We start from the raw sequence: 16,813 nt of genomic DNA, 5'->3' as shown, positions 1-16,813 counted from the left end.
CTCAACGATTGCCAAGGCTGCTGGCTCGGAAGTCCTTGGAAGTGTCGCGGTAGTTCAATCTATTGCGATGATCGCATTAGCGTGTGGTCGTGCGATTGGCGTCGATGTATGGGCAGCGCGCGGCGGTCACACGCGCCCAGGTGACGAGAGGGACGCTCTTGCTGCATCATTGACCTTTGCAGTAGTACCGACCATCGTTGGACTAGTATTTCTTGTCTTAAGCAACAATATCTCGTTTGTAGCAATATGTTACGCAGTGTCGGTACCGTTCTTTGTTTGCCTCGACCCTCTGAGAATTCTGCTACTGCACCGGTCGCTTAGTTGGGTGTCATTCGCTTGCCTAGCTCTTGTATTCTTGGGTGTTGCTGTAGGCGGATACATCTACTTGAATGCTGAGCGTGCAATCATTATCTATGGCGCCGGCCTAATTGTGACAGTTGGAGTATCCTTAATAGCTCTTCGCATTACTCCGCCCCTTCCGTCGCTTGGTTATTCAAAAATGCATAGTGAGAAATCGAAATCATTTCTGTTCGAGATTTCTCTCGGAACAGTTGCTCAACAGGCTATGTTCGTTGTTGTCGCAGTTCTGGCCACGATTGACGTTGCGGCAGTGATTCGAATTTCGCAAACGGTGCTTGGCCCACTGTCGGTAATTTTCTCGGGGTGTGCTCCAGTACTCCTACGAAAGTTTGGGCGAGAAGGCGTTGCAGAGCTGGACCGAGTTCGCTCTACGGGACCGCGGACTGCTGGCGCGCTCGGTGTAATCGGCCTGTTCGTGATTTTACTAACGTGCGCGGTGCTTACGATTTCAATTGATGGAAATAAACTGGTTTCGCTAGTGTTCGGCTCCGGATACGAAAACATCATACCGGTAGTCTTTATATGTGGTTTAGGCGTGGCTGCGAGCGGCGTGACCTTGGGGTACGGTACGGCACTCCGTGTACTGGGTCTGACAAGCAGGCTGAACAGGATTCGATGCGTGTGGTTACCCCTGCAATTCGCCGTGACAGCGTGCGCTGCGGTTACGGGGCTCGAAGTCCTGGCGGCGAGCGCTCTTTCGTTCTCGTCCCTTGTTACTGCTGCCATTTCCGTCTGGGTATTCCATCGCGCGGGTGCCGGCGACAGGTCAGAAAGGCTTGCTGATGCCCGAAATAATTAAAGAAGAAGTCATGATCGCAATTCTGACTTATCGCCGTGAAGAGGCACTCCGCGCGTGTGTGGAGAGCATCGCGAAAGTGGAGATTCCAGATTCAATTGAGATGCAGGTCATTGTCGGGGACAACGACCCTGAATCACCGGGTCGCCCTACGCTGAGTGGAAACGTGGAATGTGTGCACCTAGGATTCGGGCAGGTTGCACCCGCTCGCCAACGATTGTTGGACCTTGCGCGTTCGCGTGGAGTTGACTATCTGGTTTATATCGACGATGACGAGATTGTTTCTCCACGATGGCTGCGTTCGATGATCATGACGGTGCGTGATTTTCGATGCGAAGCTGTTACAGGACCTGTTTTGCCGACATCATTGCCGAGCAAATACGCACCGCTTCATGAGCGCACCCGCAAGCAGACCGGGTCGTTGGTCCAAGGAGCGGGCGCAGGCAACTTACTGCTTGACGTTCGTAAAATCGGCGACATCACTTTTGATATAACTTGGGATCTACCCGGCGGGGAAGATACAGATTTCACCACGCGATTAATCGCGAATGGTGGCGAAATTCGATGGTGCGATGAAGCGTTGGTGTATGAGCCCGTAGATCCGGCGCGACTTTCACGACGCTGGCTCATACGTAGATATTATTACAATGGACGCGCGCTTGCGCGCGCGAAGAATCACAGCGCGGGAATGCCGCGTATCGCGGAGATCGCCGCGCGGGTGGTAGGTGGATTCGGTATTTCGGTATTACTTCCTATGTCAGTTTTGAATCCATGTTGCCTCAGGTTGGTTCTCGATCACGGTGTTCGAAATGTTGGGTGGACTCATGAGTGGTTCCGAGGATTTGTCAGAAGGCGATCTGCGGCGCCGCTGGCCAGTGCGAGGGGATGAAGGTTGACTAAGCGAGCAGAGAGATCGGTGTTGCTCTGCGCGTATGCGTGCGACCCGTCGGAAGGGAGTGAGTCGGGTGCTGGCTGGGCATTGTTGAAGGCATGCGCGGAGATAAGTGACCGCGTAACATTAATCACACGGGGCGGTAACGCTCCGCGTCTCGAAGCAGAAGCGTCCCGGCTGCCGTCCGATGTATCCGTCATAAGGATCTCAACTCCATTCGATAGTTCACGGAGCACGTACCGCCGATACCTTTATTGGTTATGGCGCGCCGCTTTGGTTGTCAAAAGGACGGCAGAAAACTATTCAGTCGTACACCATGCAACGTTTGCTTCGGACTGGCTACCGCCGGCTATCTTCGGGGCAAGGAGCAAGAATGCGCGGCGTGTCTGGGGGCCGGCAGGAGGAAACACCTATCCCCCGATGCGACTTTCGTTAAGGCTGGGACTCGATGAGGTATTTAGGCAGTTAGTTCGAGTTTGCACTACTCGAATAGTCAGGTTTTTCACTCGTCTTGGTCTTCGTCGGCAAGTCGATTGCTTTATATCGATTAACTCGGATAGCGTTGCTAGCGCGCCTATTGGCGCTCAGGTACTTGTTCAACCTAACTGTGTCCTGCCATATTCCAAATTTCAGCCCCCTCCTGGGTTGACACGGCCCCGTCGACGCATTCTATTTGTTGGGCGTTTGCTGAAGCTAAAGGGCGTTGACCTGGTCCTAAAGTCGCTACGGCACCTCGACGATGATTGGGAGCTCGTTTTTGTTGGCGATGGTCCGGAAATGACGACTCTTCGGGCGGCGGCTAAAGAATTTGGTCCTCGTGTGCGGTTCATGGGCTGGTGCGACCAAACGGAGGTCCAAAAACACATGTGGAACGCAACTGTCCTGGCCTTCCCGAGTCTCCACGACTCAGGAGGTTGGGCGGCAGCTGAAGCCGCGGCGTGCGGACTCCCCGTCGTATGTTTGGATCTGGGCGGGGTTCGGACGATGGCTGATTCCAATGCGGTGGTGGTTTCTTCACGCCCTGTGAATGGCATCGAAAGACGACTCGCAGCTGCGATCGAGTCCACAGAAGGCTTGGGTTATTCGCAACGTAGAGATTGGACTTTAACAAGAATGAAATCTTGTTTGGAGCAGGCGTATGGATTCACGTCGTTAAATGAATCAACAACGCCAGCTCAAGGGGATGCTGGTTCTGCTCAGAGTGGAGTTAGCGAATGAAGTCTCCGTTTGAAATAGTAAAGGTAAGCGGAGTGCCGTTTCAGGCGACCGATCGCAATGCTGCTACCGATTGGCTAATTGACCTCGTGACTTCCCAAGCTGATCAAGCAGTGGCGGTACGACTTGCGAACGCCTATTGCGTGTCTCTGGCGCAGACAGATGCGGCCTACGCGCGGATCATCTCCGAGGATGGCGTGACCTTTCCGGATGGCGCTCCGGTGGGAGTGGCCATGCGCCTTCTTGCGCGACGTGAAGGGCGGAGAACGATGGCGTCGACGGTACGGGGCCCGTCCTTTTTTCGCGACGTTTTAGATAAAGGACGACCGAGTGGCGTAAGGCACTTCTTTGTAGGCGCATCTAAGGATACGCTTGCAATGCTTATCGACGTCGTCGAGAAGGAATACCCGGGAGTGGACGTTGTAGGATCTTATTCACCACCCTTCGCTGCTCTCGATGAAAAGTATATTGAGAACATAGTGACTGAGGTGGGCTTTTCTGAGCCAAGTATTGTGTGGCTTGGATTGGGTACGCCAAAGCAGGATTTCGCGGCTTCAATGCTCGCCTCGCGCCTAAGGTGTCCTGTAGTGGGGGTTGGTGCTGCTTTTGACTTTGTGGCGGGCAATGTACAGGAGGCGCCCAGCTGGCTCCATGGCACTGGTCTGGAATGGGTATATAGGTTTGCTAAAGAACCGAAGAGACTATGGCGCAGATACTTGTTCGGTAACGCAATATTTGTCGAGTCGGTTGTCCGCCAGCTGTTCACGCGAAGCGCGAACCGTGTCCGCAGGCAGTAAGAGTTCATGCTGAAGTTACTTCAGTGTCCAAGGATATACCGAGGGTACACCGCCGAATCTCTGTGAAGGTCTAACACATGTGTGGAATTGTCGGATATTGTGGAAATAGGCGTGCGGCGGATGTCGTTGTCGGGGCATTGCGACGCATGGAATACCGCGGATATGATTCTGCCGGTATTGCTATCGTGGACGGAAAGGGCGGACTCGCTGTTGAGCGCAAAGCCGGCGAGTTAGCCAATCTTGAAGCTGAGCTTGGTGATTCTTTCGCGTACGCTTTTCCTGGATGCACTGGCATTGGGCACACGCGATGGGCAACACACGGGCGTCCTACAGATCGAAATGCGCATCCTCACCGCGATGTAACAGGTAAGCTTGCCGTGGTGCATAACGGGATCATCGAAAACTTCGCATCCTTGAGGAGCGAGTTGGAAGATGCAGGAATCGAGCTCGAGAGCGATACAGACACAGAGGTTACTGTGCACCTCGTGGCGAGAGCGTACTCGAAGGGCGAAACCGCCGGCGACTTCATCGGAAGCGTAGCGAGCGTCCTGCAAAGGCTAGAAGGCGCTTTCACACTCGTATTCGCGCACGCCGATCATCCCGACCTTCTTGTGGCAGCGCGGCGCTCGACTCCCCTCGTTGTTGGTGTGGGGGAGGGAGAGATGTTTCTGGCTTCGGATGTGGCGGCGTTTATTGAGTACACCCGACATGCGGTTGAGCTTGGCCAGGATCAGATGGTCGTCCTTTCTCCTGACAGGTACCAAATCCTTGACTTCCAGGGCGGCGGTAATCATCCTGGTCAGCCCTTCGAGATTGACTGGGATCTCGCAGCGGCTGAAAAGTGTGGGCATGACTATTTCATGCTCAAGGAGATCGACGAGCAGCCATCGGCGGTGTCGAACACACTTCTTGGGCATTTCGATACGGGCCGTGTCGTTTTAGATGAGACTCGGATGTCTGATCAGGAACTTCGCGATATCGACAAAGTCTTTGTGGTGGCTTGTGGAAGCGCATTCCATTCGGGCCTCGTGGCGAAATACGCGATCGAGCACTGGACGCGGCTGCCAGTTGAGGTCGAACTCGCTAGTGAGTTCCGATACAGGGACCCTGTGCTCGACCGTTCGACGCTGGTGGTCGCGGTTTCGCAGTCCGGAGAGACCGCTGACACCCTGGAGGCCGTACGCCATGCCAAAGGACAGAAGGCCCGCGTACTTGCCGTCTGCAATACAAATGGATCGCAGATTCCGCGCGAGGCAGACGCTGTTCTGTACACGCGAGCAGGACCTGAGATCGGCGTGGCCTCGACGAAAGCATTCTTGGCGCAGGTAGCGGCGAACTATCTGGTCGGGCTAGCGCTGGCGCAGGCTCGGGGTACGAAATACCCAGACGAGGTCGCTCGCGAATTCGCTGCTCTTGAGGCCATGCCAGCACTCATCGAGCAGGTCCTGGAGAGAATTGAGCCCGTACGTGCTTTGGCTCGCGAACTCGCGACCGCTCGTACTGTGCTTTTCCTCGGCAGGCACGTCGGGTACCCGGTCGCTTTAGAGGGTGCGTTAAAACTCAAAGAGCTTGCATACACGCATGCAGAAGGGTTCGCCGCAGGCGAGCTCAAGCACGGCCCGATCGCACTGATCGAGGACGGGCTACCGGTCTTTGTCGTGATGCCGTCGTGGAAGGAGGGTTCGGTATTGCATGCGAAGCTCCTCTCAAATATCCGCGAAATTCAAGCGCGCGGTGCTCGGACAATAGTGATCGCGGAAGAGGGCGACGACACAGTACGACCCTTTGCTGACTTCCTCATCGAGGTACCCTCGGCACCCACGCTGCTCCAACCGCTACTCTCTACGGTGCCGCTGCAGGTCTTCGCGGCCGAAGTTGCGAGGGCGCGCGGGTACGACGTAGACCGACCTCGTAATCTCGCAAAATCGGTAACTGTCGAGTAACGATATCGATCGTATTGTTAGTCGAAAGACGCTTCTTGCATGCGATCGACCACCAGGATTTTTGATGCGGAAAGGAATATTTTTCGAATGAAACGTGCATTCATTACCGGTATTACGGGTCAGGACGGGTCTTACCTCGCCGAGTTATTGCTCAAGAAGGGGTATGAGGTTCATGGACTGGTTCGCCGGGCTTCAACATTCAACACCGCGAGAATTGACCATTTGTACATAGATCCACACGAACCGAATGCGCGGATATTCCTACACTACGGGGACTTAAGTGATGGCGCTAGACTCGTGACACTTCTATCGCAGATTATGCCTGAGGAAGTGTATAATCTCGCTGCTCAATCCCATGTTCGCGTAAGCTTCGACGAGCCTGAGCACACGGGAGATACCACGGGGATCGGTTCGACCCGCCTACTGGAAGCGGTGAGGTTAGCGGGGCTCAATTGCCGCTTTTACCAAGCATCGAGTTCGGAGATGTTTGGCGCGACGCCACCCCCTCAAAACGAGGAGACCCCGTTCTATCCTCGTTCTCCATATGGTGCATCCAAGGTGTACTCCTATTGGATGACAAAAAATTATCGGGAAGCTTACGGACTGTTTGCGGTCAATGGGATTTTGTTTAACCATGAATCTCCGAGGCGCGGCGAGACATTTGTAACACGAAAGGTGACTCGCGCTGTCGCTCGTATCCAGGCAGGGCTTGAGCAACACGTTTATATGGGCAATTTGGACGCAGTTCGTGACTGGGGTTACGCCCCGGAATACGTTGAAGGTATGTGGAGAATGCTGCAAGCCGACGAACCTGATGATTATTGCCTTGCGACGGGGAGTGCGTTCACGGTCAAGGATTTCGTGGTAGCCGCGTTCGAACACGCAGGGTTAAATTGGGAAGATCACGTCCGGTTCGACGAGCGTTACCTTCGGCCAACAGAAGTGGACGCTTTGGTAGGTGACTCATCCAAAGCTGAAGCTCGCCTAGGGTGGAAGGCCTCGGTGCAAACGCCCGAGCTCGCACGGATCATGGTCGATGCCGATATAAAGGCGCTTGAGCACAGCGGTCGACACTGGATCGACTCGCCGGTCCTCGCGAATTGGAATTGAGATGACCCCAGTGAGTTCGCCCGTACCTTCCCTCGTAGACAGGGACGCGCTTATATATGTTGCTGGGCATAATGGCCTAGTGGGATCTGCTATCTGGCGCGAGCTGACCCGCGCGGGATTTACTAAAATACTAGGGCGCTCGTCGCGTGAACTGGATTTGCGTAATCGCGATGCAGTGTTTGATTTCTTCGCAGAAAACAAGCCAAAGAATGTTATTATTGCGGCGGCCAAGGTCGGCGGAATCATGGCAAACGAAAAGTATCCGGTTGACTTCATTTCCGATAATCTTCAGATACAGGTTAATCTGTTTGATGCCTCATTAGCGAGCGGTGTTGAGAGACTGCTGTTTCTAGGCTCATCGTGCATCTACCCGAAGATGGCGCGACAGCCAATCAAAGAAGAGTATCTTCTCACCGGAGAACTTGAACCGACAAACGACGCATATGCGATAGCCAAGATTGCCGGCATTTTGCAGGTGAAATCAGTTCGACGTCAGTACGGATTGCCATGGATATCCGCGATGCCTACAAACTTGTATGGTCCAGGTGATAATTTTTCACCCCAAGGTTCTCATGTATTGCCGGGACTTATTCGTAGATATGAAGACGCCCGCTTAAATATGGTGTCCTCCGTTACTAACTGGGGCACCGGTACCCCTCGGCGGGAGTTCCTTCACGTCGACGACTTGGCGTCTGCATGCATTCACTTATTGGACCACTACGATGCGGATTCTCATGTAAATGTAGGCACCGGTCAAGACCTCTCAATCAGGGAGCTTGCTGAAATAGTGGCTCAGGAAATTGGGTACGCAGGACGCACCCTCTGGGACAATTCGAGGCCCGACGGAACGCCCCGAAAATTGCTTGACGTCTCGAAACTGAATGCAACGGGTTGGTCACCACGAATCAAGCTACGTGAAGGTATTGCCTCAACAATTAGTTGGTATCGCGATAACCTTCAGAACCTACGTGTCTAATTCCGATGCGGAGTCCTGCATCGAGGTTAGCATCTCTTGAAAGAGACGGATTTTGTCAGACAATATTGCGGTTTTCGGAACGGGTTATCTCGGCGCAACACACGCGGCGTGCATGGCGGATCTGGGGCATCGTGTTCTCGGTGTCGACGTTGACCCCAGGAAGGTGTCGACTCTGCAAAGTGGACACGCCCCCTTCTACGAACCCGGACTTGACGAACTGTTAAAGAAGAACATCGAAGCCGGAAGGTTAAGCTTTACGACTTCTTATGGAGAGGCCGCGGATTTTGCGGACATCCACTTTCTCGCCGTGGGGACGCCGCAAAAGAAGGGCGAATACGCCGCGGACCTTAAATTTGTGGACGCTGTCATAGATACCTTAGCCCCGATGATTACGCGTCCCGCCGTAATCTTTGGCAAATCCACCGTCCCTGTAGGCACAGCGAAGAGGCTGGGTGAACGTGCTGCGGCGCTTTCGCCCGTTGGCAATGCGCTTGAAGTTGCCTGGAACCCTGAGTTCCTGAGGGAAGGATTTGCGGTTCAAGACACGCTTCACCCTGACCGCATCGTGCTAGGTGTGGACAAGTCCCGGCGCGGACGTTCGGTGGAGATCGCACAATCGGTTTACTCTCGGTCACTTGAGGAAAATACCCCCTTTCTAGTAACAGACTTGCCGACTGCCGAGTTGGTGAAGACAGCGGCGAATGCGTTCCTGGCGACTAAAATTTCGTTTATTAATGCTATATCAGAGGTATGCGAAGCTGCTGGCGCAGACGTCACGGAACTCGCTGATGCGCTCGGGCACGATGTGCGGATTGGCCGGCGATTTCTTAATGCGGGGATCGGTTTTGGGGGCGGATGCCTTCCGAAGGATATCCGCGCCTTTATGGCTCGTGCAGGTGAATTGGGTGCAGACGAAGCACTTACCTTCCTTCGGGAAGTTGACAATATAAATATGCGTCGTCGGACACGTGTAGTTGAGATTGCTAAAGAGTTGTCAGGTGGGCTTCTCGGCGCACGGGTTGCCGTACTTGGCGCTGCGTTCAAGCCAAACTCAGACGACGTGCGTGATTCTCCCGCACTGAATGTAGCGGGACAGTTGCAACTTCAAGGCGCGTCCGTGTCAGTATACGATCCCAAAGCAATAGAAAATTCCCGTGCGGTGTTCCCGACACTCAGTTATGCAGATTCTACGGGTGCTGCGTGCGAAGGTGCTGATATTGTATTGGTACTGACGGAATGGGAAGAATTCAAGGAACTTAAACCTAGAGACTTGGCTGAGGTTGTTCGGCGACGTGTAATTATCGACGGTCGGAACTGCTTAGACCCGACTCTATGGCGCGATGCCGATTGGACGTATAAGGGCTTGGGTCGCAGTTCTTCCTGACGGATTGTGGAAGTCGCACGCTGGACTTATTTCTTTGGTGACCCATGTTTGTTTGCTCTGAACACGTGCAGTTTTGGGTAGATGTGTAGCGCCCGATTTTCCGCATGTCGTCAGAGCTTGAGTGGAGGTGCTGACTATTAGCGATGGTAGCGGATTGGCTGGGAAGAGGCGCGATTTAGCGATTGACACCATTCGGGGCCTCTGCATTCTCAGCATGGTCATCGGACACCTGGCTAAGGACTCTGCTCTGGGACAGGCCGTACATTTGATTCCGTGGGTCGATGGTGCGTCAGGATTTATTCTCCTGACAGGACTCGTTTTAGGTATCGTTTATCGAAAGTCGGTGGATTCGTCAAACATATGGTTAGTGAGGATAAGACAGTGCAAGAGAATTGCTCTATTATATGTTTCGCACGTTGGCATCGTGGCCTTAGCAGTGATTGCCGGGTCGATAAGTCCTCGCGATTCCCTTCCGAGTCTTGATGAATCGGACTGGAGTGCCGTAGCATTCTGGCTTTTTACGCTTCAGCTCAATCCGGAGAACCTCGATATTCTGTCCCTCTACGTTTTCCTTTTAAGCTTAACGCTAGTTTGGGTTCCGTTGCTTGCCGCTGAGCGTTGGCGGTTGGTTGCGCTCTTTTCGATCGTTTTGTTTGTCTTCAGTGTATCGCGGAACTGGGGTGCTCTTCCAAATCGTCCGGACGGCAGCGCGTTCTTTAGTATTGCAAGTTGGCAATTGCTCTTTACCTCAGCGCTCTTGGCTGGATGGTATTGGCCGGAAGTGCGGGAATTCGTCAGAGGACGCTCGGGCCTTGTCTGGGGGATACTTTTCGGTATTTTTCTTGGATTTTTGGCGGCTTTCACGCACGGTTCTTACGTCGGGACATTGCTGTATGACAAGGCCTATTGCGGACCGGGTCGGATAGCCCTTGCCTGGTGCGCATTTATTGTGTTGTATCAGGTAATTCGATTTCTATTAAGGCGGAACGTTACCGTTCTACGGCCTGTGACCGTCATTGGTGCTCGCGGACTTGCATGCTTTATTGCTCTGTGTCTGGCAGTCATTTTGTTGCCCGAACTTGTAGGAACTGACAGTACGACGGCGTCTGCACAGCTCGGTGCGCTAATAGTCGCGGTGCTGATGTATCCTGTAGCGCTCATCCGGGGCTGGGTCGGAAATGGCCTCACCCGCGTCATGGCGTCCGCGACGGGTAGAGTCGCGCTCTTTCGAAGCTAGTTCGAGTTCGATCATTGTTGGGCGTTTCGGTGGTAGTCGGTAATTCGGGTCAGTCGGTGTTGGACTGATATCGGGTAAGTGGGTTTGCGGACTGCAAGTGGGTGGAGCAGTGCAATTGTCTCGATCACTGCGCTGCATTGGGGAGATCGTGGTTCTGACCCGAGCTGCACCAGATTAGACGATATGAGGGGCTGGGCGGGGGCCGCACTCACATTTGACCTGACTTCGGACACTACAAGAGTAGTAATGGGGTCTGCGACGCCGTGACCTGCAGTTCCCATGCCGGCGACGGACAAAATGGGGTACTAACCGGGTAGGGTCCAGGCGGTGACGTACGTGAGGAAAGTGCGCACCGCCTCGGGCGCGGTCGCCGTGCAGGTCGCCCGCAAGAACCGAGGCCGGGTCGAAATCGTCACCCACCTCGGCTCCGCGCACACCGACGCCGAACTCGGCGTGCTGCTCGCCCGGGCTCGCCGAATCGTCGACGGTGATCAGGGCGTCCTCGACCTCGAGGTGGCCACCCGCACGGCCCACGTCGCCGAGGTGTCGAACTGGAACACCGATTCCGACGATGCTTCCGAAGCCGTTCGAACAAGCGGCGCGGCGGTCGCACCGGCCGGCCGCACGATGGGCACGAGCTCACGCCTGCTGTACGACGTGCTCGGGACCGTCTTCGACCGGCTCGGGTTCGATGAGGTCGGTGACGCGGTGTTCCGCAATCTGGTCATCGCCCGGATCGTCGAACCCACCTCGAAGATCGATTCCCTGCGCGTTCTCGAGGATCTCGGCGCAGACGCGGTGTCCTACAGAACAATCCGACGTCACCTCAAGCGAGTACTGGACAGCAAGTACCGCGACACACTCGCCCGCCGCTGCTTCGAACATGCCTCGACCAGCGGGGATCTGACGTTGATCATGTACGACGTCACGACCTTGTACTTCGAAGCCGAGAAGGAAGACGACCTGCGCAAGGTCGGGTACTCGAAGGAGCGGCGGGTCGATCCGCAGATCGTGGTCGGTCTGCTCGTCGACCGCACCGGGTTCCCGCTCGAGGTCGGCTGTTTCGACGGCAACACCGCCGAAACCACCACCATCGTGCCCATAGTGACGCAGTTCCTGGCGCGGCACGGTCTCGACACCGAGGCGATGGTGATCGTCGCCGACGCCGGCATGCTGTCCGGGTCGAACCTGACCGCGTTGGACGAGGCCGGGCTGAGGTTCATCGTCGGTTCGCGGGTGACCAAGGCGCCGGCCGATCTGGCGAGCCATTTTCATTGGCACGGGGACGTTTTCGCCGACGGGCAGGTCATCGATACGGTCACCCCGCGGCACGGACGGGCCACCGTCAACGACATCAGACGGCGAGCCGAACCCGTCTGGAACCGGCGGGATCATCCGAAGGCGTGGCGGGCGGTGTGGCAGTACTCGCGCAAACGCGCGGTCCGTGACGCGCAGACGTTGAACGCGCAGGAGGCGCGGGCCCGAGCGGTGATCGACGGATCGAAACCGGCGAAGGCGACCCGGTTCGTCACCGTCACCGCGAAAGGCCGCAAGCTCGACACGAGCAGTCTCGAACGGGCCCGGCGCCTGACCGGGCTCAAAGGCTACGTGGCCAACATCGAGGCCTCGGTGATGACCGGATCGGAGTTGATCGGCAAGTACCACGACCTGTGGCGGGTCGAGCAGTCGTTTCGAATGTCGAAGACGGATCTGCGTGCGCGGCCGATCTTCCACCACACCAGAGAGGCCATCGAGGCGCACTTGACCATCTTGTTTGCGGCGCTGGCGGTATCGAGGGTGGTGCAGGATGCGACCGGCCTGTCGATCGCGAATGTCGTCAAGCAACTGCGTCCGCTACGGACCTTGATCATCGCGATCAACGGCACCACCGAATCGTTCCCGCCGCAGGTCCCGGTCAAGCCCCGATAGGTGGTGTAGGACGGTGATCCTTTCTCCTGTCCTGACTATGCAGCAGGAATCGCGGCGGCAGGCTCTGTAACCACCTCCCCGCAGGACTCCGGCTCCGCACCAACGGCACGACAACGAGCCAGCACCTCGAGCCCGAGATACCGCCGACCCTCCGCCCATTCATCGGTCTGCTCAGCCAGAACAGCACCGACCAGCCTGACGACCGCGTCGCGGTTCGGGAAGATCCCCACCGCATCGGTCCGACGCCGGATTTCTCGATTGAGCCGCTCGGCCGGATTGTTCGACCACACCTGAGTCCACACATCCTTCGGAAAAGCACTGAACGACAACAGATCCGGGCGAGCATTACCCAGGTGCTCAGCCACCGCCGGGAGCCGGTCCTCGGTGTACTCGACGAGACGATCGAACTGAGCATCGACCGCATCGGCCGTCGGTTGGTCGTAGACCGAATGCAACATCGCCTTGACCGCCGGCCACATGCTCTTCGGACACACACCCATCAGGTTCGCCGCGTAGTGGGTCCGGCACCGCTGCCACGCAGCACCGGGCAGGTTCGCCGCGATCGCATCGACCAGACCACGGTGCGCATCGGAGGTGACCAACCGGACCCCGCTCAGACCGCGGGCGACCAGGTCGGCGAAGAAGGTGTTCCATGCCGGACCGGTCTCGCTGGTGGCCACGTGCAGGCCCAGCACTTCGCGGTGCCCGTCGGCGTTGACTCCGGTGGCGACCATCGCGACTGCATTCACGACCTGCTTGTTCTCGCGGACTTTCATCGTCAATGCGTCGGCGGCGACGAACGTGAACGGGCCCGCGTGATCGAGGCGGCGTTGCCGGAATGCGGCAACCTGCTCGTCGAGGTCCTCGGCCATGCGTGAGACCTGGGATTTCGACAGTGCGTTGATGCCGAGGGTTTTGACCAGCTTGTCCATCCGGCGGGTGGAGACCCCGGCCAGGTAGCAGTCGGCGACCACGGTGATCAATGCCGCCTCGGCGCGTTTACGGCGTTCGAGGAGCCATTCGGGGAAATACGTTCCGGATCGGAGTTTGGGGACGGCGACGTCGATGGTGCCGACGCGGGTGTCGAGGGGACGGTGCCGGTATCCGTTGCGCTGATTGACTCGTTCGGTGGACTGTCGGCCCCATTCGGCGCCGCAGACCGCGTCGGCCTCGGCGGACAGCAGGGCGTTGATCATGGTTTGCAGCAGTTCGCGCATCAGATCGGGCGACGCGTCGGTCAGGGCTTGGTGCAATACGCCTGCAGGGTCGACAATGTGGGGTGCGGTCATCGTGATGACTCCGTTCGAGGATTCTGTGGAAGGTTGACTCGAAGGATCACGCGGTGACCGTTTCACGTCCAGCAGCGACACGCTGCCGGTTGTGTTGCTGGTCACCGGGTTACACCACTCTATGGGGCACTACTCAGGTCCCGTCTGCTCAGCAACAGATTCTCGATGATCTCGGCTTCGCGGGGTACTAAAAGTGTCCTAACTCAGGTCAGATCGGTCATCGTCCACGTTCTCCTTGCCACCGTCGGGCCCCTTCCCAGGCCCTCGGTGGACCTTGGGAAGAAGCGAACCTGCAGCAGCACCCACACCCCGGCCGACACGCCCCAAGGGTGGGGAATTACGTGACAGGCGGGTGAGGAATTACGTGACGGGTCGACCCCTCAACCTGGGGAATTACATGACCGCTGACACTTCGGTGGTGGTGCCCGGACGGGCGCCACCGTCGATCTTTTCCCTGGGGACTCAGGTACGGAGGGCTTCGGGATGGGTGCCCAACTGATCGGCGATCCGCTTGATCGCTCCTGTTCTCGATCCTGGATCGCGGCGTGCCTCGACTGCCAGCCGCGTCGCTCGTTCCTTCAGCTCCTCCGGGTACTTCCTCGGCGCTCCCATGGATCTCATCCTCCGTGTGATCAGACCCTCCAACAGACCCGGGGCGCAACACCATGAAGCGGTGGCGTTTGATGGACAGCGAGCATGGGCCGGGGCCTTCTCGATATGTCGAGTCGACGACGGCGCGTCTCCCGATTTGCAGATCCGTGTCACGGCGATGGATCGGGACCATTCTTATATACTTCTGGATTGTGCAGCCCATCAAAATCGAGCTTGGGTCAGTACCACGCAAGAAGTATCGATATGGCGTGCGCCTGGACCGGATCCGGCGTTATTCTCCGTCCTTGCTGCAGGTCGGTGCGTCGAGGACTACTTGGGGTTCGTCTACTAACGGCTGAATGGGTAGAGAGGGAATACCCGGTTTCACGGGTTCTGAATACTTAAATTCAACCGTTGCTGTGTCACCCGGATATATTGGAAGTTGGACGCTGAAGATTGGTCTTCCCAATTCTCTTCCCGTAAAAGAAATCGTTTTATATCCGTTTACAGTAACGCTTTCTAGCTTGGAACCTTTCGTGGGGTATAGGGCAAGATCTGTCAAATTGGTTCCGCGGGGAATGTCGCGATTATTGTATGTTCCGGCGACGTAGTCGGGAAACTCGCGGTTAGGAACTGTATTCGCTAAATCGACGGTCACGGTCGTGGTCCGTGTATCGCCCTCGCAGGTGTCGGCCGTGTAAGTCCACGTTCGTTTCAGATAGTAGTCAAGTTTGTTTCCGCCGAGGTTGTTCACGATCACTTCGGCATATGGTCCGTCAGTGGAGGGCGTGTTTTGTGCGAGAGGTGTACGTTCTAGTATGTCTTGTTCTTGCGGGACGCTGCTCCAAATGGCCAATCGCCCTTCCGATGAGGCCTTGCCAAGCGCTTCGAGTAAGTCACGCGGGTTCGAAATACTGCTGGTCATTTTTTCGACGACTCGCGCCGCAACGTCTTGGAGGTATTTCTTTCGCGCGATGTTGTCGTCGGAGAAGCGTACGTATGCCGTAGACTCTGTGAGTTCGACGACATTTTCCGCCGTAACGCGCTCACCATCAGGCATGGTAATCGGGCCTACGGCGTCGAGGACGTAACTCAACGCAATCGGATCGGTGGCGATAGCTCCAGTAACTGTCTCGCCGGACTCCTGAGCCCACATAGATTGCCAGATCTGGGCGGCATACGGGAAATGGGGACTCAAGTTACTGTTCGACAATTCAATAGTTGGTCGACTTGCGCCGTAGTGGCGCATGTAGTCGGGCCCGAGGTCGAGCGGTTCGTATTCGTCGCTAAGGTCCCGGTTGCTTGCCAGGTCATCGACTCGGACGGCGCCTGCATCGGCGCGCACAATACCAAACCCACCTACTAGACCGCCGGTTCCCCTCGCTTCGGCGTTTGTTTGGAATCCGATGAAGTAGCTACGCGGACCGTCTGCTCCGAGCATGGCCGGCGCGATCTGCGCTGCGAGCGAGGTGTTGTTCAACAGGCCGGACAACTCGGACACCTGGTCCTGCAGATCGACCCGCGCGTCGTCGATCAGTCCCAACCACGTGCTGTCGACATTCTGGGCCTGCTCGTCGAGGTCGCTGATCGCCGCAGAGGTCGTCTCGAGGACGGGCGCGGCGTCGCGAAGAGCCGCAAGATTGATGCGTGCGCCGTCCAAAATCAACTGATCGGGAGAGACTGCACTGCCCGCGTCGACCGCGGGGAGGAGAACCTGCTCTGTGAGACCGCTCACAATGGTGGTCATCTGGCGAGTGGAATCGAACGGGCTCCCCAAGAATGGAACGGCACCGGCGATACGCCACGGCACCGAGTCGACCGAACCCTGGGCATCCTGGGCGTAACGATCGGCATCGCCCGCGGCGACGCGGGCCTTGTCGGTATCGCCTGCGAGCAGAGCGTCTTTCGCCTGCGTCGCGAAGTCCTGCGCCTTCTCCAGATTCGACTTCGCCTGCAAGCCTTCGTAACCCAGCCAGCCGATGAATCCGACGACAACGAGCGCGCCTACGCCGCAGCCGATCTGCACGCGTCGGCGCTTCCTGCGCTGAGCTGCGATCTCCTCGTCGGACAGACGTCTCCGCACCTTGCGTCGACGCCGTTCGGGCGAATCTGACTCACCGGTAACATCGTTCACGCCGCTTGTGCCCCCTTCGTGGTTTTCGCTCGAGACGATAACCCGATTTCGATCTGGCCAACCGTTCAAGTGGTGGGTAACAGTGACTGTAAGTAAACTTCTGCACGGTGATCGTGACCGTGGAGTTGGGAGGCTCCGTCCACGATCGCATGACAGGGGA

The 16,813-nt window shown here is 56.7% G+C and carries 12 protein-coding genes; 9 read left to right on the top strand and 3 right to left on the bottom strand.

Annotated elements, in window-relative coordinates:
• The first annotated feature begins 1,112 nt into the window (after positions 1–1,112).
• From AC0LPE_RS19880 to AC0LPE_RS19840, 9 genes are all read left to right on the top strand, one after another.
• Positions 1,113–2,045 (top strand): glycosyltransferase family 2 protein, encoded by a 933-nt coding sequence (locus AC0LPE_RS19880; protein WP_490605060.1) that lies wholly within the window; start codon positions 1,113–1,115, stop codon positions 2,043–2,045.
• 423 nt (positions 2,046–2,468) lie between these two features.
• Positions 2,469–3,266, top strand: a complete 798-nt coding sequence (locus AC0LPE_RS19875) for a glycosyltransferase family 4 protein (RefSeq protein WP_490605059.1) — start codon at positions 2,469–2,471, stop codon at positions 3,264–3,266.
• The gene (locus AC0LPE_RS19870; protein ID WP_490605058.1) at positions 3,263–4,060 is read left to right on the top strand and encodes a WecB/TagA/CpsF family glycosyltransferase; all 798 of its coding nucleotides are present in this window, start codon (positions 3,263–3,265) and stop codon (positions 4,058–4,060) included. Before AC0LPE_RS19875 ends, AC0LPE_RS19870 begins: the two co-directional genes overlap by 4 nt.
• A 77-nt stretch (positions 4,061–4,137) precedes the next feature.
• The gene (glmS, locus tag AC0LPE_RS19865; protein WP_490605057.1) at positions 4,138–6,003 is read left to right on the top strand and encodes a glutamine--fructose-6-phosphate transaminase (isomerizing); all 1,866 of its coding nucleotides are present in this window, start codon (positions 4,138–4,140) and stop codon (positions 6,001–6,003) included.
• Between the two features lie 87 nt (positions 6,004–6,090).
• Positions 6,091–7,113 carry a GDP-mannose 4,6-dehydratase gene (gene gmd, locus AC0LPE_RS19860; protein ID WP_490606375.1) on the top strand — a complete coding sequence of 341 codons (1,023 nt, stop codon included), beginning with the start codon at positions 6,091–6,093 and terminating at the stop codon, positions 7,111–7,113.
• A 1-nt stretch (position 7,114) separates the two neighbouring features.
• Entirely contained in the window at positions 7,115–8,089 is a 975-nt protein-coding gene (locus tag AC0LPE_RS19855) for a GDP-L-fucose synthase family protein (protein WP_490605056.1), read from the top strand.
• A 52-nt stretch (positions 8,090–8,141) separates the two neighbouring features.
• Complete coding sequence (locus AC0LPE_RS19850) at positions 8,142–9,473, top strand: UDP-glucose dehydrogenase family protein (protein WP_490605055.1); 1,332 nt, start codon at positions 8,142–8,144, stop codon at positions 9,471–9,473.
• A gap of 121 nt (positions 9,474–9,594) precedes the next feature.
• Entirely contained in the window at positions 9,595–10,710 is a 1,116-nt protein-coding gene (opgC, locus tag AC0LPE_RS19845; protein ID WP_490605054.1) for an OpgC domain-containing protein, read from the top strand.
• Between the two features lie 327 nt (positions 10,711–11,037).
• A complete protein-coding gene (locus AC0LPE_RS19840; RefSeq protein WP_490605053.1) occupies positions 11,038–12,639 on the top strand; it encodes an IS1634 family transposase in 1,602 nt (533 codons plus the stop codon).
• A gap of 35 nt (positions 12,640–12,674) precedes the next feature.
• On the opposite strand, the gene AC0LPE_RS19835 is transcribed toward AC0LPE_RS19840, so the two are convergent.
• The 3 genes from AC0LPE_RS19835 to AC0LPE_RS19825 form a co-directional block, all read right to left on the bottom strand.
• Positions 12,675–13,928 (bottom strand): IS256 family transposase, encoded by a 1,254-nt coding sequence (locus AC0LPE_RS19835; protein ID WP_490604568.1) that lies wholly within the window; start codon positions 13,926–13,928, stop codon positions 12,675–12,677.
• A gap of 462 nt (positions 13,929–14,390) precedes the next feature.
• The gene (locus AC0LPE_RS19830; protein WP_490605052.1) at positions 14,391–14,540 is read right to left on the bottom strand and encodes a hypothetical protein; all 150 of its coding nucleotides are present in this window, start codon (positions 14,538–14,540) and stop codon (positions 14,391–14,393) included.
• Positions 14,541–14,811: 271 nt separating this feature from the next.
• Positions 14,812–16,653, bottom strand: coding sequence for a DUF4012 domain-containing protein (locus tag AC0LPE_RS19825; protein WP_490605051.1), 1,842 nt, complete (start codon positions 16,651–16,653; stop codon positions 14,812–14,814).
• Between the last annotated feature and the right edge of the window lie 160 nt (positions 16,654–16,813).

It is taken from the genome of Rhodococcus sp. S3 (assembly GCF_058211795.1).
This window is presented reverse-complemented; position numbering and strand designations above follow the sequence as displayed.